The sequence below is a fragment of the Thioalkalivibrio sp. ALE17 genome (assembly GCF_000425605.1).
Classification (GTDB): domain Bacteria; phylum Pseudomonadota; class Gammaproteobacteria; order Ectothiorhodospirales; family Ectothiorhodospiraceae; genus Thioalkalivibrio.
Window position 1 is genome coordinate 16,967 of sequence record NZ_AUDT01000013.1, and the last position, 23,960, is coordinate 40,926.

Sequence of the window (23,960 nt, forward strand, 5' to 3'; positions counted from 1 at the left end):
CTTAGCTCCTGCGGATTTCGAAGCTGTCGAGATAGCCTTCCGGGTCGGTGTAGTCGAACACCTTGCCCATGATCTCGAAGTTCTTGTACGTGTCGCTGGGGGCCTCGTAGCCCAGCTCGGTCATCACCTCGGCACATTCGCTGGCCAGGAAGACGTCTTCGGCCAGGCGGTTGTAGTCGAAGTCGCGATCCACGTAGCCCCAGCGCTTCATCTGGGTGAGGATCCAGGTCGCCATCGAGTGCCAGGGGAAGGGGTCGAAGTCGATCCGGTGCGGGTCGTTCTGCACGTTGCCCAGGCCGTCGGCGTAGCGACCGGTGAGCACCTGTTCGACCACCGACTGCGGCTGGTTGAGGTAGGCGCGCGGGGAGATGGCCTCGGCGATCTCGGCGCGGTTGTTGATGTCCGAGCTGTACTGCGTGGCCTCGATCAGCGAGCGGAACAGGGCCCCGAACGTGTTGGGATGCTCGTCGGCCCAGGCCGCGGAGCAGGCGAAGGCGCAGCACGGGTGCCCATCCCAGATATCCTTGGTCAGCATGTGAATGAAGCCGATGCCGTCCCAGACCGCGCGCTGGTTGAACGGGTCGGGGGCCAGGTAGCCGTCGACGTTCTCGGCGCGCAGGTTGGCCACCATCTCCGGCGGCGGGACGACGCGGATGCTGATATCGCGATCCGGGTCCAGCCCGTGTTCGGCGACCAGGTAGCGCAGCAGGAAGTTGTGCATGGAGTACTCGAAGGGCACGGCGAAGGTGAAGCCCTTCCAGTCCTTCGGGTCCCGCTTGTCCTTGTGCTTGTTGTGCAGGGTGATGGCCTGACCGTTGATGTTCTCGACCGCCGGCATGATGTAGTGCTCGCGCGAGGAGCCCGAGCCCAGGGTCATGGACAGCGGCATCGGCGAGAGCATGTGCGAGGCGTCGTATTCACCCGACAGCGACATGTCGCGGGCGACGGCCCAGCCGGCGGTCTTGATCACGTCCACGTCGAGGCCGTGGCGCTCGTAGAAGCCCATCGGGTGGGCCATGATGATCGGGGTGGCGCAGGTGATCGGCACGAAGCCGACGCGCAGCTTGGTCTTCTCCAGCGGCCCGCCGTCCTTGATCGCGGCCTTCACCTTGTCGAGCGGCAGTATGGAACCCAGAGCCGCGGCCAAGGTGCCGCCGCCCAGCATCTGCAGGAAGCGGCGACGGTTGATCTCGTTGTGGCCGAACATGCCGCGGACGATGGCGCTTTCCACGGCGCGGTCGATCATGCCCTCGTCGCTCAGGTCCTCGCCAGTCTGGTGGGCGTCGGCCTGCACGGGGTCATGGGTGGCGCGGTGCTCCAGTTTTTCTTCCAGGTCCGGGGACGCGGTGTCGAAGCAACTGCAGCTCCCGGGGCCGGTATGGCCGTGGCGGCAGCTGGAGCCATGGCGCAGGTCGGCATTGGCGTCAAAGGGATCGTGAAGACTCTTGGTCGGCATGGTCGGCTCTCCTCGTGGCTCGAATCGATGCGGGCATCGTTGCCGCGCATGTCGAGGGTCTGTGCAGGTGCCATGCCAACGGGTGGAAATGGTTGCGCCGGGGCCCCCACAGGGGCAAGACGGTCCGACACTTTGACGTCATTTCGGGCAATGCGGACGAATCGTCCATTGGCGCCGGGGCGGCGCTAAGTCGTTTCGATACCGAGCTTTTTCAGGCGGTAGCGCAGCTGGCGCGGGGTCAGTCCGAGTTCCAGGGCGGCGCGGGTCTTGTTCCCGCGCGCCCGCTCGATCGCCCGCGCCAGGCGCTCTGCCTCGGAGGCGTGCACACGCTGGTAGGGGCGCACCGCGCTGGTGCAGTCTGCGCCGTAAGGGGGCGCCGGCGCGGCTTCGCGGGGCGCTGCCGACGAGGGCTCGGTGTGCGAGCCCAGGGGCTCACGCTCGAACGGACTGATGCGGGACTCTTCGTGGAGGATCTCGTCAATCAGCGGTGTGCCGATGCGGCCGTCGGTGGACAGCAGCACGGCCCGCTCGAGTACGTTCTCCAGTTGCCGGATATTGCCCGGCCAGTCGAAGGCCTCCAGGCGCTCCAGGACGCCGTCATCCACGACCACGTTCCAGCCGTGCAGGTGGGTGTAGCGGTCGAGGAAATGACGGGTGAGCAGGCGGATGTCGCTGGCGCGGTCGCGCAACGCCGGCATGTGCAGCGGGATGACGTTCAGGCGGTAGAACAGGTCGAGCCGGAACTCCCCGGCATTCACCGCGGCCTGCAGGTTCTGGTGGGTCGCGGCGATGATGCGCACGTCCACCGGGATATCGCGCGAACCGCCGATCGGCTGGACCACGCGCTCCTGCAGCACGCGCAGGATCTTCGATTGCAATGCCTCCGGCATGTCGCCGATCTCGTCCAGGAACAGCGTGCCGCCGTCGGCCAGGGCGATCTTGCCGGTCTTGGCGCTGGAGGCACCGGTGAAGGCGCCCTTTTCGTGGCCGAACAGTTCGGACTCCAGCAGGTCGGCCGGGATCGCGGCGCAGTTGATGGAGATGAACGGCTTGGCGCTGCGCTGGCTGATCCGGTGGATCATGCGCGCGATCTTTTCCTTCCCGGTGCCGGAGGCCCCGGTGACGAGCACGGTGGCCTGGGTGTCCGCGATGCGGTGGACCTGCTTCAGGACATGGCGCAGGGCCGGGCTCTCGCCGAGGATGCCGTACTGCCCGCCCTGGGTGTCCAGGGCGCTCTTCAGATAGCGATTCTCGGACACCAGTTCGGCGGTGCGTTCGGCGATGAGCTGGTGAATGCGCAGGACCTGACCGATCATGCTGGCGACGACCCGCAGCAGGTTCAGGTCGTCCTGGAACTGGCGCGAACGGCGGCGCAGGCGATGCACCCCGAGGACGCCGATGGCGTGTTCGTCCTGCACGATGGGGACGGCGATATAGGCGACGGTCTCCTGCGGCAGGGTGGAGCGGTCGATGGCGCGCGCGAGATATTCGGGCTCGTTGTCGATATCCTGGATCAGGGCGATCTGGCCGGTCTTCATCACGCGCCCGGTGACGCCTTCGCCCAGGCTGTAGCTGCCGCGGTCGCGCTCGGCGTCGGTCAGGCCGTAGGCGTGGCGGATGCGTAGCTGTCCGCTGTTCGGGTCCGGCAGCAGGACACGGCCGCGGTTGAGGCCCAGCAGCTGCGACATCATCCCGAGGATGCGGTAGATCGCGGCGTCCGGGTCGCCGGAGCGTCCCATGAGTTTGGCGACCTCCAGAAGCAGGGTGATCTCCTGCTCCCGCGTGGCGAGGTCGGGCGGGGTCGAATCGGATGCGTGTTGCGAGGCCATGGGTGGGGATATGCAGAAACCCTGCCAGTGCGCTCAAGGCGGTTTGTACAGGTCTGGCGCAGCAGCGGCGCGGTCCGTTTTGGTGCTGGTGCCTCGTGATGGGGCGGGGCGGCGCACCGTTGGCTTGCACGCGCCTTGCCGGGTGAGGGAAAGAGGCCCGGCCGGGGTGGCCGGGCCCATGGGGTCCCGCTTGTGGGGATTATCCCTCGGCGTGGTAGCTGCTGCGCTTGATCAGGCGCACGCAGATGGCGTCCAGCATGTAGCCGATGATGCCGATCACCAGCACGAAGGCGGCGAGCTTGTCGTACTCCAGGGTGTCGCGGGCATCGTTGATCGCGTAGCCCAGCCCCGAGGTGACGCCGAGGTACTCGGCCGGCACCAGCACGATCCAGGCGACCCCCACGGCCAGGCGAATCCCGGCGAACACGTCCTGGGCGATCGCGGGCATCACGATGTAGCGCAGGGTGTGGTACGGGTTGGCCCCCAGGTTGTTGCCCACCTTCAGCCACATCGGGTCGATGCGCTGTACCCCGTGTGCGGTGGCATAGGTGATCGGCCAGACGGCGGCAATGGCAATCAGGAAGATGATGGCCGCGTCCCAGGTGGCGAAGGCCAGCACCGCGATCGGCATCCAGGCCAGCGGCGAGATCATCCGCAGGAACTGGAACGGCACGTGGGTGACCTGCTTCAGGGTCAGGAAGTAGCCGATCATCACCCCCAGCGGGACGCCGATGGCGATCGCATAGGCCAGGCCCCAGCCCACACGGTACAGGCTGGATTCGATCGGCTTCCAGACGTTGCCGGAGATGACCAGGTCCCAGAACGCCGCCAGCGTCGGCCCGGGGGCGAAGCTGGCAAAGGCCATCATGTCCTCGTCGTTGGCGATGGCCCAACCGCCCCAGTACCACAGGGCGAACAGGCCGGCGATACCCAGTGCCGGGTATTGCAGAGCCCGGCGGACCCGGTCCGCGAACCGCAGCAGCGGCATCAGCCGCTCCACGGTCGCGGGGTTGACGGAGAGCGTGGCTTCGCGGTTCATAGGACCACCACCTCCTCGCGGGCGAACGGCGAATCCATGTCCACGCCCGGGGCGCCCTGCCACGCGGTATGGGTCTCCATCGCCTTGCGCACGAAGTCGTAGTTCACCAGGTCATCCTTCACGAAGTCCGGGTCCAGGCCGTCCAGGAAGGTGGTGTCGCCACCGACCAGGGTCTCGTTCATCGCGCCCACCAGCATTTTTGTCGCGGACGGGTAGGGCCAGGGCGAGAAGTCGATGCGGCCGTTCTCCCATTCGGGGTGACGGATCGCGCCGCTGTCGGCGTAGGTGCTGTCGTCGTGGTAGTTCGTCATCGCGCGTTCCACCACGTTGGCGGGCATCGGCAGATAACCCTTGCCATCACGCGAGAGCATCGTGGCGATGGTCTTCTTGTCCTCCTGGATGGTGCCCTGGGCGCGAACCACGGCATTCATGACCTTCTGCGTCCACTCCGGTTCGCGGTTGGTCAGGCGTTCGTTCATACAGACCACGCAGCAGGGATGGTTCTTCCAGATATCGCCGGTGAAGCGCAGCACGTTGCCGCGGGCCAGCAGCTCGCCGGCCGCGTTGAACGGCTCGGCGACGATGTAGGCGTCGATGGAGCGCGCGGCCAGGGCCGGCGGCATGTCCGGCGGCGGCATCAGCATCAGATTGACCTCGTGCGACTCCAGGGCCGAACCCTGGTCGCGGATTACCGGGGTCAGGCCGGCGTCGCGCAGGGCCATCTGCATGACCACGTTGTGCATCGAATACCAGTAGGGGACGGCCACGCTCTTGCCGCCCAGGTCGGAGAACGACTGCACGTCGACGTGGCGCCCGGTGACCACGGCAGAGCCGTTGGTGTGGGCCCAGGACATGATCTTGACCGGAAAGTCGTTCTGGTAGCGCATCCACAGCGGGATCGGCTTGAGCAGATGCACCAGGTTGAAACGGTTGGCGGCGAAGGACTCGATCAGCGGCGACCAGCCGCGGATCAGGGTCGGGTCGGCGACCTCCAGGCCTTCGTCCTCGAAATAGCCCTCGGAGTGGGCGACCAGCAGCGCGGCGGCATCGGTGATCGGGATGTAACCGATACGCACGACGCCGTCGAAGTCACTGACGACGCCCTCGGGGTCCTCCAGGCTGCCCGGTTCGGCACCGAACAGCGAGCCGGGCAGGGCCAGCCCGGTGCCGGCAAGGCCGCCGACGGCGGCGGTGCGCAGGAAGTTGCGACGGGAAAAGCTGCGGTCCAGCAGGCTGTCCAGCTCGCGGTCGATGTCATGGTGATTGTCGCAGTTGCACATGGTGGTGGTTCCTCGGTCAGGGTCGGGCAGTGGCGGCGGTGGATCAGGCAGCGCGTACGCGTGCCCGGGATTCGGGTGTGGTCGGTTCGGTCGCCTGGCTTTCGTCTTCCGTGTCAGGCGAAGCGGTCTCGGACTCGGCGGCTTCCGGAGCGGTGCTGGGGCTTCGAGTGGCTCCGAAGTAGCCCATCAGTTCGGCCTTGCGGTCGACGAAGGCCTGGCTGTTGCGGTCGCGGGGGTGGTCGATTTCGATGCTCAGCTCGGCGGTGATCGTGCCGGGGTTGGAGCCCATGACCAGCACGCGGTCGGCCATGGCCACGGCCTCCTCGATGTCGTGGGTGACGAACACCACGGAGATGCCGCGCTCGCGGGCCAGGCGGGTGACCTCGTCCTGCAGGGCGACCCGGGTGAAGGCATCCAGAGCCGAGAACGGTTCATCGAGCAGCAGCAACTCGGGGTCGGTGGCCAGGCTGCGCGCCAGGGCGACACGCTGTTGCTGGCCGCCGGAGAGCGACTGCACGTTGACCTCGGCCTTGTCGGTCAGGCCGACGGTCTCCAGCAGTTGGTCGATGCGCTCGCGCATGTCGCGCTTGCGGCCCTGGAAGATCAGGCCCAGCGAGGCGTTCTTGCGCACGGTCATCCAGGGGTAGAGCGAGGGCTTCTGAAACATCATGTTCCAGCGCGGACTCGGCTTGATCACCTGGTGGCCGTTGATGCGCACGCAGCCATCGCTGGGCATCAGCAACCCCGCGAGCATGTGCAGCAGGGTGGACTTGCCGCAGCCACTCTGGCCGATCAGGGCCACGGTCTCGCCCGGCGCGATGTTGACCTGGATGTCCTTCAGCGTGGGGGCTTCCTGCCCGGGATAGTGATGGGTGATGTAGTCGATGGAGATGGCGGCGCCCATGGCGTTTCCCTCTTGATCCTTCGTTCATGAGCCGCCGGGCGGATCGCTTCGGCGGCGCGTTCAGAAGGTTCCTTACAAGGGACGTGCCAAACCCGTCCTGATCCCCGGGATTTTCATCGTTGGCGGGTTCGAAACGGCGTGCTGACGCGAAATACCGGGAGGCAGGGTGGGTGCGCCGGCAAGCCGGGGCGATCCGGCGCGGGGCATGCGCAATGGACAATCCGGACAAAGCGGCCGATTCCGGGTGGACAAAGTGGACGAAATGGTCGTCGGGTGACGGGGCGATTCCGGAGCGACGTCCCGAAAACGGCCTTGTGGTGCGGTGTGCGCGATGTTGGCACGGCTTCTGCACCGGGATGGGCGACCCGGTCGAACGCCGGGGAACCACGAATCCCAACTGCGAGGAGTATCACCATGTCCGTAGCCGAAGCCACCACCTCCCTGACCGTCAACGGCCTGGAGCCGATCGACCAGGACGGCCTGAACGGCCTGGCCGCCAAGGGCAAGGCCAACCCCGAAAGCATCGTGACCCTGAAGGCCACCACGGTCTGCGAGGGCAAGTTCCGCAACCTGACCTACGTGCGCGATCTGGATGCCCACGTAATCGACGAGCCGCCGCACCTGCTCGGTGACGACACCGCGCCGAATCCCTCCGAGGCCGTTCTCGCCAGCCTGGGCGCCTGCCTGTCGGTGGGCATGCACGCCAACGCGATCGACCGCGGCATCACGCTGACCAAGCTCGAACTCACTCTGGAAGGGGATATCAACGTGACCGCCGTATGGGGCGTGGGCGACACCGACGTCAACAAGCACCTCGGTTTCTCCGACATCCGCGTGAAGGCGCACCTGGAAGGCGATGCCAGCGAGGAGCAGCTCAAGGACCTGGTGGCGCATGCCGACTTCTGGTCGCCGGTCGCCAACACCATGCGCAACCCGGTCAACGTCAGCGTCGAGCTGGCCTGAACCGGTTACTGGATCTTTACGGGAGTAAAACCCAATGCTCGAAACCCGCACTCAAGACGTGACGGGGGTGTCGCCGGCCGCAGGGCCGGCGGATGCCGACGCCGCGCTGCAGGCGCTGGTGGAACGCGACCTCGCGCCACTGACCGCCCGTATCGACCGCGAAGGCCTGTACCCCGAGGATTTCCTGCGCGAGGCTGGCCGCCTCGGCGCCTTCAATCGCCATCTGGCCAGCCAGAACGCCAGTGGCACCACCGACATTGCCAGCGCGATCCGCGCCACCGAGGTGATCTCGGCCGAATGCATGACCACCGGGTTCGTGGCCTGGTGCCAGAACGCCTGCGCCTGGTACGTGGAGAACAGCAGCTCGGACACACTCAAGCGCGAGGCGCTGCCGAAGCTGGCCAATGCCGAGGCGCTGGGCGCCACCGCGCTGTCCAACCCGATGAAATGGTTCGCCAACATCGAGGACCTGAAACTCTCCGCCGAACGCGTGGACGGGGGCTATGTGGTCTCCGGGTCGCTGCCCTGGGTGTCCAACCTGGGCGAGGATCACTACTTCGGCGCGATCTTCCGGACCACCGACGCGAACCCGCGCCCGGTGATGGCGCTGATCAACTGCGCCGACCCCGGCTTCAGCCTGACGGCCTGCCCCGAGTTCACGGCCCTGGAGGGGTCGCGCACCTTCGGTTGCCACTTCGACCGCGTATTCGTGCCCGATGCCCACGTGCTGGCCGACTCGCTCCCCGAGTACATCCGCCGGATCCGTCCGGGCTTCGTGCTGCTGCAGATGGGCATGGGGCTGGGGCTCATCGACGGCTGCCTGCGCACGATGCGCGAGGCCAACGAGACCCTGGCGCACGTAAACGGCTATCTCGACGACCAGGTCGGCGAACTGGAAGAGGCCCTGGAGGACGGGCGCGCGGCCTGTTATGCGCTGGCCGAGACGCCGTTCGACGAATCCGAGCGGTTCTTCGCGGACGTGCTGCAGATGCGCCTGACCGGGTCCGAGCTGTCCCTGCGCGCGTCGCAGTCGGCCCTGCTGCACTGCGGGGCGCGCGGATACAAGGCGGATGCGGCGGCCCAGCGCAAGCTGCGCGAGTCGTACTTTGTGGCCATCGTGACACCGGCCATCAAGCACCTGCGCAAGGAGCTTGCGCGCATCCACGCGCACTGAAACCACCACCCACGGTCGGGGCCCCCGGGCCCCGGGCCGAATCAAGGAATCGCCATGCTGGAAATTACTACCCGAATGGATCCCGAGGCGGCCGTCGACACCCTGAAGGCGGCGATCGATGCCCAGGGCCTGAAGCTGGTCTCGCATATCAATGGTCAGGCCAATGCCGCGAAGATCGGGGTCGAGGTGCCGACGGATCAGATCCTCGAGGTCTTTCACCCGAGCTACGCGGTGCGTGTCTGGGAGGCCTGCAAGCCTGCGGGCATCGACATCCCGTTGCGTATCCATGTGTCCGGTGATGGCGACATCCTGCGTATCAGCACGCGTTCCGCGCGGGAGGTGTTCGCGCCGTGGGCCAACCCCGACCTGGAGGCCATCGGATCCGAACTGGACCCGAAACTGCAGGCCATTCTCGACGCCGTGGAGGCCGCGTGATGAGTACCGAAACCGACGCATTCAAGCGCTATATCTGCAAGGTCTGCGGCTATATCTACGACGAGGCCAAGGGCGATCCGGATTCCGGCCTGGCGCCGGGGACCCGCTTCGAGGATATCCCCGACGACTGGTACTGCCCCGACTGCAACGTGACCAAGGCCGACTTCACCGCGCTGGAACCGCGCGCCGAAACGGCGGACGCGGGCGCCGCCGCGATGGCCTGGAGTGCCGGGAGCGGTATGGCCGACCCGGATGCGGTGGTGATCGTCGGTGGCGGTATGGCCGGCTGGGCCCTGGCCGAGGCCCTGCGCGAGCGGGATCCGCGGCGGACCATCCGCCTGCTGACGGCCGATTCGGGCGATTACTACACCAAGCCGCGGATCTCCAACGCCTTCGCTCGTGGCACCGCGATCGAGGACCTGGTCGAAGAGACCGGATCGGCGCGGGCGGCGCGGCTCGGGATCGACCTGATGCCCTTCGTGCGGGTGCTGGATATTCACCGTGCGCAGCAGCGCCTTATCACAGCGCGCGGGGGTGTGCCGTACGGCCAGCTGGTGCTGGCCACTGGCGCCCGGCCGCGCAGGATGGCGTTCCCGGGCGGCGCCGCGCCCCCCCTGGCCGTGAACACGCTGGAGGACTATCGGGCCCTGCGCGGGGCGCTGGAGGCCGGTGGCGGCGCGCCTGCTCATACCCGGGTGGCCATCATCGGGGCAGGTCTGGTGGGCTGCGAACTGGCGGACGACCTGGCGGCCGGTGGCCACCCCGTGCACCTCGTCGAATGTGCGTCGCAGCCGCTTGCCGGGCTGTTGCCCCGGTCGCTGGGCGATGACCTGCAGCAGGCACTCGCGAATCATGGCGTGCAGTGGCACACCGAGGCCACCGTCGAGCGCATCGAACCGGTAACGGATGCAACACGGCGCCTCGTGCTGGATGACGGAGCGACACTGGAGGCCGAGGTGGTGATCACCGCGCTGGGCCTGGAGCCCCAGCGCGACCTGGCGGAGCGCGTGGGCCTGTCCTGCGACCGCGGGATCGAGGTGGATGCGCTGTTGCGCACGACCGATCCGGCGATCTTCGCCCTGGGCGATGGCTGCGAGTTCGAGGGGCGGCTGCGCCCGTACGTGGAGTCCCTGCGTGGCCAGGCGGCGGCGCTGGCGCGGACCCTGTCGGGCGAGGCGACGGTCTACCGACCGGATGCCGGTGTCGTACAGGTCAAGACGGGGAGCCTGCCGTTGAATGTCTGCCCGCCGCCGGTGGATACCGGGGAATGGGTGGAGATCAGCGCCGATGGGGCCGGGCGCCACCTGGAATATCACGCCGACGGACGGCTCGCCGGCTTCGCCCTGTCGGGGCGGCACGCGCGGCGGGCGCGCGAACTGGAGACCTGCCTGGGCAAACCAGTGGCGGATCCCCGGGCGCGCCTGGCGTCGTGATGCGCTACCGGGCCGGCGTGGCCGGCCCGGAGCGGACTCATATGACCCCGTCGAGCCGCAGGTAGCCGATCAAGAACAGCACGGCCAGTACACCGGCCAGCACGTAGAGCCAGTTGGACAGCGTGGGGTTGTTGGGGCGGCTGAAGAAGGCCGCCCACAGCGCCAGCAGGATGAGGACGAAAAAGAAGAACAGGAAGCGCATGCGTCAGGCTCCTTCCGGGACGGCGTAGGGGAGATCGACCACCTCGGCCGTTGCACCATCCGGTGCACCCCAGCGCAGCTCGCCTTCCGCGGCGGCCACCTGCACGACCGCAAGGGCGGAATAGAGCCCGTCCGGGTGGAGTTCGGCCGCGACGATCTCGCCATCCGACTGCTCCGGCTGGCCGTCCGCGCGAAAGACGGGCGAGCCGGGTTGCGGCGGGGTCTGGGTATGGATGGCCAGGCGGAACATACGCCGCTTGAGCTTGCCGAGGTAGTGCATGCGCGCCACCACCTCCTGCCCCGGGTAGCAGCCCTTCTCGAAACTGATCGCGCCGAGGGCGTGCAGGTTCAGCATCTGCGGGACGAACATCTCGGTGGTTTCCTCCACCACCGTCGGGACGCCGGCAAGGATGTCCAGCAGCGCCCAGTCACGCGGGCCCACCGGGGCCGCGTGGACGTTCAGGCTGTCCCAGGCGCGGCGCATGGCGTCAATCTCGCCGAACAGTTCGAAGCGCGGGTGCAGTCCGGGTACCCGGACGACGGTAACGCCATTCTTCTCGACCACCTCTTCCGGCGCGCCGGGACACACGCCCAGAGCGTTGGTCAGCTCCTTCTCGGCATCCGGTCCGGAAAAGCCGAAGTGGATGCGGGAGTCCCCGGCGTGCTCGATGATCACGTTCGCGCGCAGCACGAACATCTGCAGGCGCTTGGCGACGGGCTCGATCCGGTCCGCCGGCATCTCGAGCAGGTAGCCGTCCGTCGTGCGCAGCACGCGGAACACGGCATAGGCCCGCCCCTTGGGGCTGGAGTAGCTGGAGAGCTGGCTGTGCTGGGCGTCCACCGCATGGATGTCATTGCCGAACTGCCCCTGCAGGAAGTCGGTGGCGTCATCGCCGCGCACCTCCAGCAGACCGCGGTGGGAGAGGTCGCAGATCACCTCGCCGTTGACGGCCATACGGCGCTCGCGCTCCGGGTTGCCGTAGTGCAGGAGGTCGTCCTCCTCGAACTCGGCGCCGGCGTCGATCAAGTGGTGTTTCCAGTCTTCGCGCATCGGGATTCTCCTGTGGCAGTGCTCGTCGCCGCGCGCCGCCGGACCGATTCGCCATCGGTGGCCGGGACGCCCGGAAAGGCAGCGCTGCACTGGATTGAGGTGGTAAGCTGAACCAAGCGGCTCGATAGTAGACGAACCTTTCACAGGGTGTCAGCCCTGGATTCTTTATCTTTGTTCAAGGGGGTGGCATGACTCGGCAGGGACGTCCCGTCTTTCTGGATTTGCGCAAGATCCGACTGCCGCTGAATGCCGTGGTCTCCATTCTGCACCGGATTACCGGTGTCTTCCTGATTCTGTCGATTCCCGTGGTGCTTTGGCTGCTGGATCGCTCCCTGGCCAGCCCCGCGGGCTTCGCACAGGTGATCGCGATCATCCACCATCCGCTCGGCCTGGCGGCGCTGGCGCTCGGGCTGTGGTGGCTGCTGCATCACCTCTTCGCCGGCATTCGCTACCTGCTGATGGAATTCGGTATCGGGGAGGATCGCGAGAGCTCGCTGCGCACGGCGCGTGATGCGCTGTACGCCGGCCTTCTGGCCACCGCGCTGGTTTGGCTGGGGCTGGTGCTGTGAAGTTGTTGAGCGGACAGCGCGCCTGGCTGCTGCAGCGCATCACGGCGGTCTATGTGGGCGTGTACGTGATTCTCGCCCTGGGGTTCTTCGTGCTGGCCGCGCCGGCGGACCATGCGGCCTGGCTGGCGGTGATGGGACACCCGGTGGTGGGGCTGCTGACAGCCGTGTTCGTATTGCTGCTCTGGCTGCATGCGTGGATCGGCCTGCGCGACGTGGCGATGGACTACGTGCACGCCCCCGGTGCACGGCTTGTGGTGTTCGTGCTCGGTGGCGGCGGGTTGCTCCTGACGGGCCTGTGGGCGTTATTCATTCTGATTCGAGCGGGGCTTGCATGAAGGGACTGGCATGAACGTGGCACGGCGCAAATTCGACGCCCTGATCATCGGCGCCGGTGGCGCGGGCCTGCGCGCCGCGCTGCAGCTGTCCAACGGCGATGCCCAGGTCGCGGTGGTCTCCAAGGTGTTTCCCACACGCTCGCACACGGTGGCCGCGCAGGGCGGGGTGAACGCCGCGCTGGCCAACGTGCTGCCGGACTCCTGGCACTGGCACATGTTCGACACCGTGAAGGGGTCGGACTACCTGGGCGATCAGGACGCAATCGAATACATGTGCCGCGCCGCGCCCAAGGTGGTCTACGAGCTGGACCACTTCGGCGTGCCGTTCTCGCGCCTGGACAACGGCAATATCTACCAGCGTGCCTTCGGCGGGCAGAGCCAGAACTTCGGTCAGGACCAGGCGGCGCGCACCTGTGCGGCGGCCGACCGTACCGGGCACGCCATTCTGCACTCGCTGTACCAGCAGAACCTGCGCGCGCGTACGCACTTTTTTGACGAGTACTTCGCGGTGGACCTGCTGCGCGACGAGCAGGGCTTCGTGCTCGGTGTGCTGGCCTTCGAGATCCTGACCGGCGAGCCGATCGTGATCGAGGCGAAGACCACGCTGATCGCCACCGGCGGGGCGGGGCAGTTGTTCCGCACCACCACCAACGCCCTGATCAATACCGGCGACGGCATGGCGATGGCCCTGCGCGCCGGGGTGCCGCTGGAGGACATGGAGTTCGTGCAGTTCCACCCGACCGGGATCGCCGGGCGCGGCATGCTGATTACCGAGGGCGCGCGCGGCGAGGGCGGGTTCCTGATCAACTCCGAGGGCGAGCGCTTTATGGAGCGCTACGCCCCGCGGGCCAAGGACCTGGCCTCGCGCGACGTGGTCAGCCGCTCCATCGCCACCGAGGTGCGCGAGGGCCGCGGCTGCGGGCGCAACGCGGACCATGTGCTGCTGGATCTGCGCCATCTGGGCGCGGACACGATCATGCAGCGTCTGCCGGGCATCCGCGAGACGAGCATTACCTTCCTCGGGGTGGATCCGATCGAGGCGCCGATCCCGATCTTTCCGACCTGTCACTACAGCATGGGCGGGATCCCGACCAACCGCTTTGGCCAGGTGGTGGCGCCGGTCAAGGACACCCCGGAGGACCCGGTGCCGGGGCTGTACGCGGCCGGGGAGGCCGCCTGTGTCTCGGTGCATGGCGCCAACCGCCTGGGCGGTAACTCGCTGCTGGATATCCTGGTGTTCGGGCGCGCGGCCGCGAACCACATCCTCGAGTACCTGGCCGAGAACCGCCACCACCGGCCGCTGGACGAGACGGCCGTGGATCAGGCGATGGCGCGACTGACGCGCTGGGATCGCAAGGACCCGGGCGACGGCTCCGCCGAGCAGGTCGAACCGCTCAAGCGCGAACTGCGCAAGGTGATGGAGGACCACTGCTCGGTATTCCGCAGCGACGAGGTGATGCGCGAGGGGGTGGAAAAGGTCCGCGCCCTGCGCGAGCGCCTGAACCATGCAGTGATCGCGGACCACTCGGCCACCTTCAACACCGCACGGGTGGAGGCGATGGAGCTGGAGAACCTGATGGACTGCGCGATCGCGACCATCCGCTCCGCGCTGGGGCGCGAGGAGAGCCGCGGGGCACATTCGCGCATCGACTTCCCCGAGCGCGACGACCAGCACTGGCTCAAGCACAGCCTGTACTCGCTGGCGGACGACAGCCTCGACTACAAGCCGGTGCGCACCCAGCCGAACACCGTGGCCTCGTTCCCGCCGAAGGAGCGCGTGTACTGATGGCCTGTCGGGAATGCAACGCTCTGCGGGATGCGGTTCGCGCCGCGAACCGCATCAGCAGGCGCTGAAGGAAGGTACGGATGGAATTCTCGATCTACCGCTTCAACCCGGAGACGGATACGCTGCCGAAGATGCAGCGCTTCACCCTGCCCGACGACCAGGTCGAGCCGGGGATGATGCTGCTGGATGCGCTGCTGTTGCTGAAGGAGCAGGACGATTCCCTGGGCTTTCGCCGCTCCTGTCAGCACGGGGTCTGCGGCTCGGACGGCATGAACATCAACGGCACGAACGGTCTAGCCTGCATCACGCCGCTGGCGGATCTGGAAGCGCCGGTCACGCTGCGCCCGTTCCCGGGGATGCCGGTGATCCGCGACCTGATCGTGGACATGGGCAACTTCTGGGACCAGTACCGCAAGGCCGAGCCCTGGCTGGTCAACGACAGCCCGGAGCCCGAGGTCGAGCGCAAGCAGAGCCCCGAGGATCGTGAAGAACTGGACGGGCTGTACGAGTGCATCCTGTGCGGCTGCTGTTCTGCCGCCTGCCCGTCGTACTGGTGGAATCCGGACAAATTCCTCGGCCCGGCCGCACTGCTGCAGGCCGCGCGCTTCATCCAGGACAGCCGCGACGAGGCCACCGATCACCGCCTGGCCCAGCTGGACGATGCCTGGAAGCTCTACCGCTGCCACACCATCATGAACTGCACCCAGGTCTGCCCGAAGGGCCTGAACCCGAGCCGGGCCATCAGCGACATCCGCCGCACCATGCTGAAAAAGTCGCTGTGAGTGGATGGATGCCCAAAGGTGGTTTAGCCCCCGTGGGAGCCTGCTTGCAGGCGAATGCCCCTGCCAAAGCCAGACGCGGGCAGGGGCTTCGCCTGCAAGCAGGCTCCTACGGGGGGGCTGGACGGGCGTTTTGGTGATGGAACCCGACAGCCGTACTCGCTGGCGCTGCCGCCGCGGGATGCTGGAGAACGACTGGCTGCTCGGGCAGTTTCTCGCGCAGGGATATGCGCAACTGGACCAGGAGGGTCGCGATGCCTTCGAGCGCCTGCTCGACTACCCCGACAACGTGCTGCTGGACGTGGTCATGGGTCGCCAGACCACGGTGGACGAGGGGATAGCCCGCCTTGTCCCGGCGATCCGCGCCGCCGCTGCGGCTGCACCTTCGGCCTGACCTGGTTCTTCCCCGGCTCGCGCTCGCGGGCCAGATCCTTCTGCTGCTGGCGGTCGTGGGGTACGCGCTCGCATACAGTCCGTTGTGGACATTGATGCCCGCGTTCGGGCTGGCGGTGGCCGGGTGGGTATGGCAAGGACGGACACGGCCGCCGCCCTGGGACTGGCTGGGCCAGACGCCCGATGGCGCGACGTGGCTGGCCACGGCCGAAAGACTGCGCCAGGAGCGGGTGGACTGGGTGGAGATCCTGCCCGATACCCGGGTGCTGCGCGGGATGGTGATCCTGGTGGTCCGGCTCCCGGAGACCGGTCGGGTCCGGCGTCTCTGGCTGCATGCGGGCCGGTTGCACCCGGAGGACCTGCGCCGCTTGCGCATGCGCCTGCGCTGGCCTCCGGGGCGCGAGGAAGCGGATCCCGGCTGGCGGGTGCGGCTTCGCGCTGGGCTGGAGCGGGGCGTTGCTATACTGGCCAAAAGCCGAGTACCCGGAGGCCCGAGCATGGCTGGACCCGACAATGCGCAGGTGATGGTGGACGTCTCGCATCTGCTGAGCGACGAGCCCGATCACGTCTACAGTGAAGAAGAACTCGACGCGATCGAGGAGCTGGACCCGGAACTCGCGCTGCGTCTGGACCGTGCCCAGACCCATGCGCAGCGCGAGGCGGCGGACGTGCCCGCCGACGGTCCGATCGACGAGGACGCCGTGCGCGCCGCGATCGAGGAGGCGCGGCGAATCCTGATGCAGGACGGGGGCGATATCGAGTTCGTCGAACTCGATGGGCGCACCGTGCGGGTTCGGTTGAAGGGAGCCTGTGTCGGCTGCCCGCGTTCCACGCTGGATCTCAAGAATGTCGTCGAACGCCTGGTCCGCTCGCGGGCACCGGGCGTGGCCAGCGTCGCGAATACCTTCTGACGACTGCCTTCAGGCCGGGCCGGAGCCCAGACGGCGCAGCAGTTGCCGGAGGCGTCCCGGCCCGAACCCGTGTATCCGCTTGAAGGCCTTGCGAAAGGCCGCCTCCGAGGTATAGCCCACCGCGTCCATCACGCTGGCGACCGACTCGCGGCCATCGCGCAGCAGCCGCTCGGCCAGGACCATGCGCCACTGCGTCAGGTAGTCGATGGGGGTCTGCCCGACCAGGGTGTGGAAGCGCTCGGCGAAGCTGCTGCGCGACATGGCCGCCTCGCTGGCGAGGCCTTCCAGGGTCCAGCTCGCCTCGGGCCGGGCGTGCAGGGCATCCAGCGCGCGACGGATGCGGTCATCCGCCAGGGCCGCGATCAGGGATCCCTCCGAGTGCTCGCGCTGGGTGCAGATGTGATGGCGCACGGCCATCACGAACAGCGTATCCGCCAGACGATCCAGCACCGGCCGGTAGCCCGAGGAACGCTCCGCGAGTTCGATGTTCATGAGATCCGCCAGATGCGCCAGGCGTTCGCCCGATTCGCGACGGCGGATGATGATGTGGTCGGGGAGAGCGGCCAGGATCGGGTTGCGCCGGCCGGAATCGAACTCGAAGTGCCCGCACAGGAGCTGCGTGACCGGGGTGTCCGGCGGATCCGCACCCTCGACCAGCGTCAGGTGGTTGTCCCGATCGGGCACGGTGTCGCGGCTGGCCATCAGGTGCCAGTCGTCGTGGGGCAGCAACAGCAGATCGCCGGCCTCCATCCAGACCGGGGCCATATCCTCCATGTGCAGATAGCAGCCGCCTTCGCCGACCAGGTGAAAGCTGGCATTCCCCGAACCCGCGGTGCTGAGCTGCCATTCCCCGCACAGCCGCGGGTTGGTGTCGATGCGCGCGCGCAGGTTGTAGGCCGCCAGTACCGTCGACAGCACATCTTCGTGCGGGCTGATATCCATTGAACGTCCTTTTCCCTTGTGGTTGGGATTCACCTTAGACCGTTGTGCCCCGGGTTTCCGCCGTTCTGTGGTCATAAGGGGGGGATCTGGACGCTCGAACATAAACGCCGGCGTCTGACCCCGCGTACTGGCGACGCGGTCGGTCTAGGCTTTCATCCAGTAGCAGACGAAATGGAGAAGGGCATCATGGGCGCGACGGGAAACTTGATGGTACGGATACAGGGCTGGCTTGACTGGACGCGCGGCGCGGATTTCCTGGCGCCCTTGCTGTTGCGGCTTTACCTCGCCCCCATCTTCTGGATGGCGGGGACCAACAAGCTGGACGGGCTGCTGCCGAAGGAAAGCGTGGTGATGTGGTTCGGCAACGCGGACTGGGGCCTGGGCATGCCGTTCCCGTATCTGATGGTGTTGTTGTCGGCCTATGCCGAGGTGCTGGGCGCGATCGCGCTGCTGCTTGGGCTGGCCACGCGCTGGTTCTCCATCCCGCTGATGATCACGATGGTCGTGGCGGCGGTCACGGTACATCTCGAACACGGCTGGCAGCGCATCTCCGACCCGATGATGTGTCTGTTCAACTGTTCCGGGATCGAGCAGGCGCAGATGCGCCTGGACCGGGCCAAGTCCATCCTGCAGGAACACGGCAACTATAACTGGCTGACCGAGACCGGGAACTTTGCCATCGTCAACAACGGGATCGAGATGGCCGCGACCTTTTTCGTGATGCTGCTGGTCCTGTTCTTCTGGGGGGCGGGGCGCTATGTCAGCATCGACTACTACATCCGTCGGAGGATGATGAGCAGGGGATAACACCAAGAGCTGTGCGAGCAGCCATTACTGAACGGGGCCGGGTTCTATAGCTCAAGGGTCTATAACCCAAGGATCTATAAGCCAAGGGCCCATAATCGCAAGACGAGGAGAGAAATCATGAAGAACGATCTGTTTTCCACCAAGACCCTCGCCGGGGCCGTCGGTAGCGCGGCGATCGGTATGGCCATGGCCACCAGCCCGGTGTTCGCATCGGCCGACCTGAACCACGGCTATCAGCAGGGTGGCCAGTCGCCGCTGATGCTGGCCGAAGGGGCCTGCGGAGAAGGTACCTGCGGCGGTGCCGGAGAACCCAAGGACAGCGAAGGTAGCTGTGGCGAAGGCACCTGCGGCGGATCCGGCGACGACAAGGATTCCGAAGGGGCCTGTGGCGAGGGGACCTGTGGCGGCTAGGAGCGTCAGGCCCGTCAACCCGGCCCGCGTCAGCGGTGCCGGGCTCGGTTTGCGGCGGGCCCTTCTGGGCCCGCTGGCCGAGGCCCCGGAGGCGACGGAACGCCTGGGCTTCTTCGAGGCGGCGCCGGAGAACTGGATGCACCTGGGCGGACGCCTGGGGCGCATCTTTCGCGAATATACCGAGGCCCAGCCCTTTGTCTGCCACGGGCTGTCCCTCGACATCGGCGGGCCGCGCCCGCTGGACCGAACCTTCCTGCAGGACCTGCGGACCTTCCTGGATACTCACGGGATCGAGGATTACAGCGAGCATCTCTCGGCCTGTGGCGATGGCCAGGGGCATCTGTATGACCTGATGCCGATCCCGTTTACCGAGGCGGCGGTGCACTACGTGGCCGACCGCGTACGTCAGGTACAGGACATCCTCGGGCGCCGGATGGCCCTGGAGAACGTCTCGTATTACACCCCGGTGGGGGCCGAACTCGACGAGATCACGTTTGTTCGCGCGGTGCTGGAGGAGGCCGACTGCGACCTGCTGCTGGACGTGAACAACGTGGTCGTCAACAGCATCAACCACGGCTACGCGCCGACCGAGTTTCTCGACGCGATGCCCCTGGAGCGGGTGCGCTATCTGCATATCGCGGGGCACGAGGCCGAGGCGCCGGATCTGCGCGTCGATACCCATGGCCAGCCGATCTGCAGCGATGTCTGGGATCTGCTGGGCGAGACCTACGCGCGCATCGGCCCGGTGCCGACGCTGCTCGAGCGTGATTTCAATTTCCCGCCGCTGGAGGAGCTCCTGGCGGAGACCAACCGCATCCGCGATATGCAGCTCCAGGCGCGGGCAGGGCAGGAAGAGCGTATCCTGCATGCCTGAGACCGACTTCCAGCAGATCCAGGCGGCATTCGCGCGGCATCTGCGCGACCCCGAACGCTACCCGGCGCCGGAAGGCATCGAGAGCCGGCGCCTGGAGATCTACCGGCGGCTGTTCTTCAACAACGTGGCGAACCTGCTGGCCAGGGGGTTTCCGGTCTTGCGCGGGTTGCTGGAAGCCGCCGCATGGGAACAGCTGGTACGCGATTTCTACCGTGATCATGGCAGCGAGACGCCGTACTTCCCGCAACTGGCGGCGGAGTTCGTGCGCTACCTGGCGGACGAGCGTTCGGGGCAGCCCGGTGATCCGCCGTTTCTGGCGGAGCTGGCCCATTACGAGCGGGTCGAGACGGAACTGGTCTACGCCGAGGATACGCGCCCTGCGGACCTCGACCGCACGGGCGACCTGATGACCGGGGTCCCGGTGTTCTCCGCCACCGCGCGTCTGCTCGCCTACGAGTATCCGGTGCATCGCATCGGGGCGGAGTTCCAGCCGGAACAGCCGGGTGAGGTCCCGACCTATCTGCTGGCCTATCGCTCGGGCGAGGAGCGGGTGCGCTTCGCCGAGCTGAATCCGCTCGGTGCCCGCCTGCTGTGGCGTGTGCTCGAGGCGCCGGCGACGGGCGCCGAACAGATCCGTCGGGTGGCTGGCGATTTCGAACTGGAGGTCACCGATGACCTGGTCGCCAGTGGCCGCCAGCTCCTGGAGCACTACCGTGGCCTGGGCGCCATTGTGGGGACGCGGCCGGAAGGCGTTTCCGGCTGAGGGAGAGGGACTGGACGCCGGCACCGCAGACCCGGACGCCCGGGCATGGGAAAGGCCGGTGAAAGACGCTAGATACTGAAACAGAAAGCCTTGGGGAAACATTGATCAGTGTTTCCCCGGTTTCAGTGAGGCGAGCGTCAATGGGCGGCAAGCTGAGGGGCTGGTTCAGGTATCTGATAGCCGGAGTCGGGCGTCGAGTGCCGAGGGCTGATGTCCTCCGGGTTCCTCGGCGGCACCGGATACGGGCCCAACTGCGCCGGCACAGCGTCGCCATGATCTCGCTGATGGTCGCGATCTCCTCCCTCGGCTACAACACCTGGCGCAACGAGACATCGGAACTGCACCGCAACTGGCGCCAGGCGTCCTTCGAACTGACGCGCGAGATCAACGAACTCCAGCAGGTAGTTCTTTACCGGCGTTATTTCCATCCGGTCGAGAGCGATGTGCCAGCCGGGATTGGCGATGCGGAAACCTGGATACGGGGCTGGGGCCGCGCGGCCAGCGTACGGGATCTGACCTCCGTCCTACCGGATCCACTGCCGGCGCATGGGCTCCATCTGCACACTACCTGGGCGCAGCATGCGCGGCACCTGCACGGGGACGACGAATTGGCCCGCGAGGCGGAGGAGGCGCTGCTGACGGCTCTGGACGACACCCCCGACTCGGTTCTGGAGCTCATCCGGAATCTGCGGTGAGGCCGGGGCCGGTGGTTCAGTAACCCAGCTCGAGCGCGGGCTCGTCGAGGGCGGCGGCCTGCTCGCGGAGGGTGAGGATGTGGTCTTCCCAGTAGCGCGGGGTGTAGAAGACCGGGAAGCCGTCGATGAAGGCCGGGTCGTCGGCGCGGCGGGCCAGCCAGGCGGCATGCCGCAGGATGCGCAGGGTGCGCAACGGCGCGATCAGGCCAAGCTCGCGCCGATCCAGCGGCACGAAGGTCTCGTAGCCCTCCAGCAGGGCCTGCATCTGCCAGGCCATCTCCGGGGGGTCGCCGGACAGGAACATCCACAGATCCTGCATTGCCGGGCCGGTGCAGGCATCGTCCAGGTCCACGAAGTGCGGCCCGTCCTCGGTCCACAGGATGTTGCCGGGGTGGGTGTCGCCGTGCAGACGCAGTTGCGGGACCGGGCCAATGCTGTCGAGTGTGCGCTGGATACGCTGGAGCAGGTCGGCGCTGAGGTCGCGGTAGACGGACTCCAGCTCCAGGGGCAGATAGCCGGAGGCGAGCACGGCCTGGCGTGCCTCCTCGCCACGCGGCACGGGATCCAGTTCCGGGCGCTCGCGAAAACGGTCGGCGCGCCCGACCTCGTGGATACGCGCGATGAAGCGGCCAATGCGCACCAGCGTCTCGCGCTGTTCCAGATCCGGCGCGCGGCCACCGCAGCGCGGGTAGACGGCGAACAGGAAGCCCGCGTGTTCGTGCAGCGTTTCGCCCCGGTCGTCCGCCAGCGGGGCGACCACCGGGACCTCGCGCGTGGCCAGTTCCTGGCTGAAGGCATGTTCCTCGCGGATGGCATCCGGTGACCAGCGCCCGGGCCGGTAGAACTTGGCGATTACCGGCGTGGCGTCCTCGATGCCGACCTGATAGACCCGGTTCTCGTAGCTGTTCAGCGCCAGCAGGCGCCCGTCGCAGCGCAGCCCGGTGGTCTCGACCGCGTCGAGGATGACCCCGGGCTTGAGTGCGTCGTACGGATGCGGTTGCGATGTGCTCATCCTTGCAGTGTACGGGTTTGCCGCGCATGGTTTCGCCGAGATGCACGCGAGGAACCGCGCTTGAACCGTTACTACTGGGGGCTGCTGGCTGCACTGATGGCTCTGGTCGGCGTCTGGCTGCTGGCCGGAGTGGGAACGGGGCTGGACCTCGAGAGCCTGAGGGCCGCGCGCGGGGAGATGGAGGCGTGGTGGGATGCACGGCCCCTGTCCACGGCCGCGTTGTTCTTTGTCGCGTATGCGGTGGTCGCCGCGTTTTCGGTGCCGGGCATCGTGGTGATGACCCTGGCGGGCGGTGCCCTGTTCGGGGTGGTCTGGGGGACCTTGCTGTCGTCACTGGCCTCCACGCTGGGTGCAACGCTGACCTTCCTGGGGGCCCGCGCGCTGGCGCGCGATGCGGTGCAGCGGCGTTACGGGCGGCAGCTGGGGCGGATCAATGAAGGCTTCGTCCGCGAGGGTGCGTTCTATCTTTTCGCGTTGCGGATGATTCCGGTGTTCCCGTTTCTGCTGGTGAATGCCGGGATGGGGCTCCTGCCGATCCGGACCTGGACCTATTTCTGGGTGTCGCTGGTGGGCATGCTGCCGGCCACGGTCGTTTTCGCCAATGCCGGTACGCAACTGGGACAGCTACAGGGGCTGGACGGGCTGCTTTCGCCGGTGCTGCTGCTGTCCCTGGTCGCCACGGGTGTGTTTCCGCTCCTGGCGCGCTGGGGCGTGACCGCGGTTCGCTCGCGGCGCCGGCATGCCGGCAGGGGCTGATCCGACTGCTGTATCTGCAGGTGCGTATATACTCCTGTTGTCCGTTAAGCTGCGCGTTTGGAACGAGAGTCGCGGGATTCAAGTCTCAAGGCTTTCGGGATCGATTCGCCTGTCTGCCGAGTGCGCTGCCAGGCCCAAGGAGAGTTAATTACATGACATTGAATGTTCTTCTGCGCCAGGGTCAGGCGGCGCTTCTCGCGCTGGGTCTGATGGGGCTCGGCATGGCGGTGCAGGCGGAAGACGAGCCGCTGGATCGACCGATCGAAAAGGTGCTGGAGCCGATCCAGCTGACCGACCGGGTCTACTACTTCTATGGCTCGCTCGAGAACCGCACGCCGGTCAATCTGGGGTTCACCAACAACACCGGTTTTGTGGTCACGGACGAGGGCGTGGTGCTGATCGATTCGGGCCCGAGCTACAAGGTAGCCCAGCGGATGGAAGAGGCGATCGCCGGCGTGACCGACAAGCCGATCACGCACGTGATCTCCGTAGGCTCGCAGGACCATCGCTGGCTGGGGAACGGGTACTTCCACGAGCAGGGCGCGGAACTGGTGGCACTCCAGCGGACCGCGAGTACCCAGGCCGAACGGGGCGAGGGGCAAATCGCCTCGCTGGCCAACTCCGTGGGTGAGGAGGCGATGGAGGGCACCGAGCCGGTTCCGGCACCGAACCCCGTGGATGCCGATGCGTACACCCTGAGCGTGGGCGGCGTGGACTTCGAGCTGATCTATGCCGGGGATGCCCATTTCCCGGGTGACATCATGGTCCATCTGCCGGGCGAGGATGTCGTCTTTACCGGCGATATCGTCTACACCGAGCGCATGCTGGGGATTCATCCGTTCAGCAACCCGGTGGAAAAGCTGGAGGCCTTCCGGCACCTGGAGTCCATCGATCCGGAGATCGTGGTGCCGGGTCATGGCCGCGCGACGGATATGGCCGAGGCGCGCCAGGATACCGGTGATTACCTCGAGTTGCTGGTGCGCGAAGTGCGCGCGGGGATCGAAGACTGGGAATCCCTGAGCGAGGTGGTGGACCGACTCGCGGATCTGGAAGAGTTCAAGCATCTGCGTCATTACGATGACTGGCACCGCCCGAACGTGAACCGGACCTACCTGTTTATCGAAGGCAACATGTAAGCCACCCCTAGGTGTGATCTCTCAAT

General features: G+C 66.8%; 26 protein-coding genes. 17 read left to right on the top strand and 9 right to left on the bottom strand.

Translation table 11 applies throughout. The annotated features are described in order from the left end of the window. Position 1 precedes the first annotated feature (1 nt). From H609_RS0109160 to H609_RS0109180, 5 genes are all read right to left on the bottom strand, one after another. A complete protein-coding gene (locus H609_RS0109160) occupies positions 2–1,456 on the bottom strand; it encodes an ABC transporter substrate-binding protein (protein WP_018877848.1) in 1,455 nt (484 codons plus the stop codon). A 185-nt stretch (positions 1,457–1,641) separates the two neighbouring features. Beyond that, positions 1,642–3,285 carry a sigma-54-dependent Fis family transcriptional regulator gene (locus H609_RS0109165; RefSeq protein WP_018867295.1) on the bottom strand — a complete coding sequence of 548 codons (1,644 nt, stop codon included), beginning with the start codon at positions 3,283–3,285 and terminating at the stop codon, positions 1,642–1,644. 199 nt (positions 3,286–3,484) lie between these two features. Beyond that, positions 3,485–4,324, bottom strand: a complete 840-nt coding sequence (locus H609_RS0109170) for an ABC transporter permease (RefSeq protein WP_028484803.1) — start codon at positions 4,322–4,324, stop codon at positions 3,485–3,487. Further along, a complete protein-coding gene (locus H609_RS0109175) occupies positions 4,321–5,604 on the bottom strand; it encodes an ABC transporter substrate-binding protein (protein ID WP_028484804.1) in 1,284 nt (427 codons plus the stop codon). Before H609_RS0109175 ends, H609_RS0109170 begins: the two co-directional genes overlap by 4 nt. Positions 5,605–5,647: 43 nt before the next feature. Then, positions 5,648–6,508: an ABC transporter ATP-binding protein gene (locus tag H609_RS0109180; RefSeq protein ID WP_028484805.1), complete on the bottom strand. Its 861-nt coding sequence runs from the start codon at positions 6,506–6,508 to the stop codon at positions 5,648–5,650. Between the two features lie 414 nt (positions 6,509–6,922). On the opposite strand from H609_RS0109180, the gene H609_RS0109185 reads away from it, so the two are divergent. The 4 genes from H609_RS0109185 to H609_RS0109200 are packed head-to-tail and all read left to right on the top strand — an operon-like array spanning position 6,923 to position 10,513. Continuing rightward, positions 6,923–7,471, top strand: coding sequence for an OsmC family protein (locus tag H609_RS0109185; protein ID WP_018867299.1), 549 nt, complete (start codon positions 6,923–6,925; stop codon positions 7,469–7,471). 34 nt (positions 7,472–7,505) lie between these two features. After that, complete coding sequence (locus H609_RS0109190) at positions 7,506–8,645, top strand: acyl-CoA dehydrogenase family protein (RefSeq protein WP_028484806.1); 1,140 nt, start codon at positions 7,506–7,508, stop codon at positions 8,643–8,645. A 54-nt stretch (positions 8,646–8,699) separates the two neighbouring features. Beyond that, positions 8,700–9,080: a DUF302 domain-containing protein gene (locus H609_RS0109195; protein ID WP_018876837.1), complete on the top strand. Its 381-nt coding sequence runs from the start codon at positions 8,700–8,702 to the stop codon at positions 9,078–9,080. After that, on the top strand, positions 9,080–10,513 hold the full coding sequence (locus H609_RS0109200) for an FAD-dependent oxidoreductase (protein ID WP_019558883.1): 1,434 nt from the start codon (positions 9,080–9,082) through the stop codon (positions 10,511–10,513). Before H609_RS0109195 ends, H609_RS0109200 begins: the two co-directional genes overlap by 1 nt. A gap of 37 nt (positions 10,514–10,550) precedes the next feature. On the opposite strand, the gene H609_RS14250 is transcribed toward H609_RS0109200, so the two are convergent. Further along, complete coding sequence (locus tag H609_RS14250) at positions 10,551–10,715, bottom strand: hypothetical protein (RefSeq protein WP_012983248.1); 165 nt, start codon at positions 10,713–10,715, stop codon at positions 10,551–10,553. A 3-nt stretch (positions 10,716–10,718) separates the two neighbouring features. Further along, entirely contained in the window at positions 10,719–11,765 is a 1,047-nt protein-coding gene (locus tag H609_RS0109210; protein ID WP_019558884.1) for a folate-binding protein YgfZ, read from the bottom strand. Positions 11,766–11,953: 188 nt separating this feature from the next. On the opposite strand from H609_RS0109210, the gene sdhC reads away from it, so the two are divergent. The 6 genes from sdhC (at position 11,954) to H609_RS0109240 (ending at position 16,538) form a co-directional block, all read left to right on the top strand. Beyond that, positions 11,954–12,334, top strand: a complete 381-nt coding sequence (sdhC, locus tag H609_RS0109215; protein WP_019558885.1) for a succinate dehydrogenase, cytochrome b556 subunit — start codon at positions 11,954–11,956, stop codon at positions 12,332–12,334. Then, entirely contained in the window at positions 12,331–12,669 is a 339-nt protein-coding gene (sdhD, locus tag H609_RS0109220) for a succinate dehydrogenase, hydrophobic membrane anchor protein (RefSeq protein WP_018867305.1), read from the top strand. Before sdhC ends, sdhD begins: the two co-directional genes overlap by 4 nt. 10 nt (positions 12,670–12,679) lie before the next feature. Continuing rightward, positions 12,680–14,455: a succinate dehydrogenase flavoprotein subunit gene (sdhA, locus tag H609_RS0109225; protein ID WP_028484807.1), complete on the top strand. Its 1,776-nt coding sequence runs from the start codon at positions 12,680–12,682 to the stop codon at positions 14,453–14,455. A gap of 80 nt (positions 14,456–14,535) precedes the next feature. Beyond that, positions 14,536–15,237, top strand: coding sequence for a succinate dehydrogenase iron-sulfur subunit (locus tag H609_RS0109230; RefSeq protein WP_018882387.1), 702 nt, complete (start codon positions 14,536–14,538; stop codon positions 15,235–15,237). Positions 15,238–15,373: 136 nt separating this feature from the next. Beyond that, positions 15,374–15,628 (top strand): succinate dehydrogenase assembly factor 2, encoded by a 255-nt coding sequence (locus H609_RS0109235; RefSeq protein ID WP_028484808.1) that lies wholly within the window; start codon positions 15,374–15,376, stop codon positions 15,626–15,628. After that, positions 15,582–16,538, top strand: a complete 957-nt coding sequence (locus tag H609_RS0109240; RefSeq protein ID WP_081659436.1) for a NifU family protein — start codon at positions 15,582–15,584, stop codon at positions 16,536–16,538. The genes H609_RS0109235 and H609_RS0109240 overlap by 47 nt, the downstream gene beginning before the upstream one ends. Positions 16,539–16,547: 9 nt before the next feature. Here the strand turns inward: H609_RS0109240 and H609_RS0109245 are convergent, their stop codons facing one another. Beyond that, positions 16,548–17,480 carry an AraC family transcriptional regulator gene (locus tag H609_RS0109245; RefSeq protein ID WP_019583601.1) on the bottom strand — a complete coding sequence of 311 codons (933 nt, stop codon included), beginning with the start codon at positions 17,478–17,480 and terminating at the stop codon, positions 16,548–16,550. Positions 17,481–17,651: 171 nt separating this feature from the next. Between H609_RS0109245 and H609_RS0109250 the strand changes: the two genes are divergently transcribed. The 5 genes from H609_RS0109250 to H609_RS0109270 all read left to right on the top strand — a co-directional run bounded on the left by H609_RS0109250 (position 17,652) and on the right by H609_RS0109270 (position 21,030). Next, the gene (locus H609_RS0109250) at positions 17,652–18,287 is read left to right on the top strand and encodes a DoxX family protein (protein ID WP_018867311.1); all 636 of its coding nucleotides are present in this window, start codon (positions 17,652–17,654) and stop codon (positions 18,285–18,287) included. Between the two features lie 117 nt (positions 18,288–18,404). Further along, entirely contained in the window at positions 18,405–18,698 is a 294-nt protein-coding gene (locus H609_RS0109255) for a hypothetical protein (RefSeq protein ID WP_018867312.1), read from the top strand. Then, positions 18,688–19,572 carry a DUF692 domain-containing protein gene (locus H609_RS0109260; protein ID WP_026279281.1) on the top strand — a complete coding sequence of 295 codons (885 nt, stop codon included), beginning with the start codon at positions 18,688–18,690 and terminating at the stop codon, positions 19,570–19,572. The genes H609_RS0109255 and H609_RS0109260 overlap by 11 nt, the downstream gene beginning before the upstream one ends. Next, positions 19,565–20,335 carry a DUF2063 domain-containing protein gene (locus H609_RS0109265; protein ID WP_028484810.1) on the top strand — a complete coding sequence of 257 codons (771 nt, stop codon included), beginning with the start codon at positions 19,565–19,567 and terminating at the stop codon, positions 20,333–20,335. The genes H609_RS0109260 and H609_RS0109265 overlap by 8 nt, the downstream gene beginning before the upstream one ends. Before the next feature lie 272 nt (positions 20,336–20,607). After that, entirely contained in the window at positions 20,608–21,030 is a 423-nt protein-coding gene (locus H609_RS0109270; RefSeq protein ID WP_028484811.1) for a hypothetical protein, read from the top strand. Positions 21,031–21,046: 16 nt separating this feature from the next. On the opposite strand, the gene H609_RS0109275 is transcribed toward H609_RS0109270, so the two are convergent. Then, a complete protein-coding gene (locus H609_RS0109275) occupies positions 21,047–22,042 on the bottom strand; it encodes a serine/threonine protein kinase (protein ID WP_028484812.1) in 996 nt (331 codons plus the stop codon). 60 nt (positions 22,043–22,102) lie between these two features. On the opposite strand from H609_RS0109275, the gene H609_RS0109280 reads away from it, so the two are divergent. Together H609_RS0109280 and H609_RS0109285 are read left to right on the top strand one after the other, a co-directional pair. Continuing rightward, the gene (locus H609_RS0109280) at positions 22,103–22,798 is read left to right on the top strand and encodes a TVP38/TMEM64 family protein (RefSeq protein WP_028484813.1); all 696 of its coding nucleotides are present in this window, start codon (positions 22,103–22,105) and stop codon (positions 22,796–22,798) included. 152 nt (positions 22,799–22,950) lie between these two features. Beyond that, complete coding sequence (locus tag H609_RS0109285) at positions 22,951–23,934, top strand: MBL fold metallo-hydrolase (protein WP_028484814.1); 984 nt, start codon at positions 22,951–22,953, stop codon at positions 23,932–23,934. Positions 23,935–23,960 lie beyond the last annotated feature (26 nt).

Coding starts and splice junctions, on each gene's coding strand:
- H609_RS0109245 (WP_019583601.1), bottom strand. CDS start 17,480: ATGGATATCAGCCCGCACGAAGATGTGCTGTCGACGGTACTGGCGGCC.
- H609_RS0109250 (WP_018867311.1), top strand. CDS start 17,652: ATGGAGAAGGGCATCATGGGCGCGACGGGAAACTTGATGGTACGGATA.
- H609_RS0109190 (WP_028484806.1), top strand. CDS start 7,506: ATGCTCGAAACCCGCACTCAAGACGTGACGGGGGTGTCGCCGGCCGCA.
- H609_RS0109265 (WP_028484810.1), top strand. CDS start 19,565: ATGCCTGAGACCGACTTCCAGCAGATCCAGGCGGCATTCGCGCGGCAT.
- H609_RS0109270 (WP_028484811.1), top strand. CDS start 20,608: ATGATCTCGCTGATGGTCGCGATCTCCTCCCTCGGCTACAACACCTGG.
- H609_RS0109235 (WP_028484808.1), top strand. CDS start 15,374: ATGGAACCCGACAGCCGTACTCGCTGGCGCTGCCGCCGCGGGATGCTG.
- H609_RS0109230 (WP_018882387.1), top strand. CDS start 14,536: ATGGAATTCTCGATCTACCGCTTCAACCCGGAGACGGATACGCTGCCG.
- H609_RS0109175 (WP_028484804.1), bottom strand. CDS start 5,604: ATGTGCAACTGCGACAATCACCATGACATCGACCGCGAGCTGGACAGC.
- H609_RS0109255 (WP_018867312.1), top strand. CDS start 18,405: ATGAAGAACGATCTGTTTTCCACCAAGACCCTCGCCGGGGCCGTCGGT.
- H609_RS0109195 (WP_018876837.1), top strand. CDS start 8,700: ATGCTGGAAATTACTACCCGAATGGATCCCGAGGCGGCCGTCGACACC.
- sdhA (WP_028484807.1), top strand. CDS start 12,680: ATGAACGTGGCACGGCGCAAATTCGACGCCCTGATCATCGGCGCCGGT.
- H609_RS0109170 (WP_028484803.1), bottom strand. CDS start 4,324: ATGAACCGCGAAGCCACGCTCTCCGTCAACCCCGCGACCGTGGAGCGG.
- H609_RS0109160 (WP_018877848.1), bottom strand. CDS start 1,456: ATGCCGACCAAGAGTCTTCACGATCCCTTTGACGCCAATGCCGACCTG.
- H609_RS0109200 (WP_019558883.1), top strand. CDS start 9,080: ATGAGTACCGAAACCGACGCATTCAAGCGCTATATCTGCAAGGTCTGC.
- H609_RS0109275 (WP_028484812.1), bottom strand. CDS start 22,042: ATGAGCACATCGCAACCGCATCCGTACGACGCACTCAAGCCCGGGGTC.
- H609_RS0109185 (WP_018867299.1), top strand. CDS start 6,923: ATGTCCGTAGCCGAAGCCACCACCTCCCTGACCGTCAACGGCCTGGAG.
- sdhC (WP_019558885.1), top strand. CDS start 11,954: ATGACTCGGCAGGGACGTCCCGTCTTTCTGGATTTGCGCAAGATCCGA.
- H609_RS0109180 (WP_028484805.1), bottom strand. CDS start 6,508: ATGGGCGCCGCCATCTCCATCGACTACATCACCCATCACTATCCCGGG.
- H609_RS0109165 (WP_018867295.1), bottom strand. CDS start 3,285: ATGGCCTCGCAACACGCATCCGATTCGACCCCGCCCGACCTCGCCACG.
- H609_RS0109210 (WP_019558884.1), bottom strand. CDS start 11,765: ATGCGCGAAGACTGGAAACACCACTTGATCGACGCCGGCGCCGAGTTC.
- H609_RS0109285 (WP_028484814.1), top strand. CDS start 22,951: ATGACATTGAATGTTCTTCTGCGCCAGGGTCAGGCGGCGCTTCTCGCG.
- H609_RS14250 (WP_012983248.1), bottom strand. CDS start 10,715: ATGCGCTTCCTGTTCTTCTTTTTCGTCCTCATCCTGCTGGCGCTGTGG.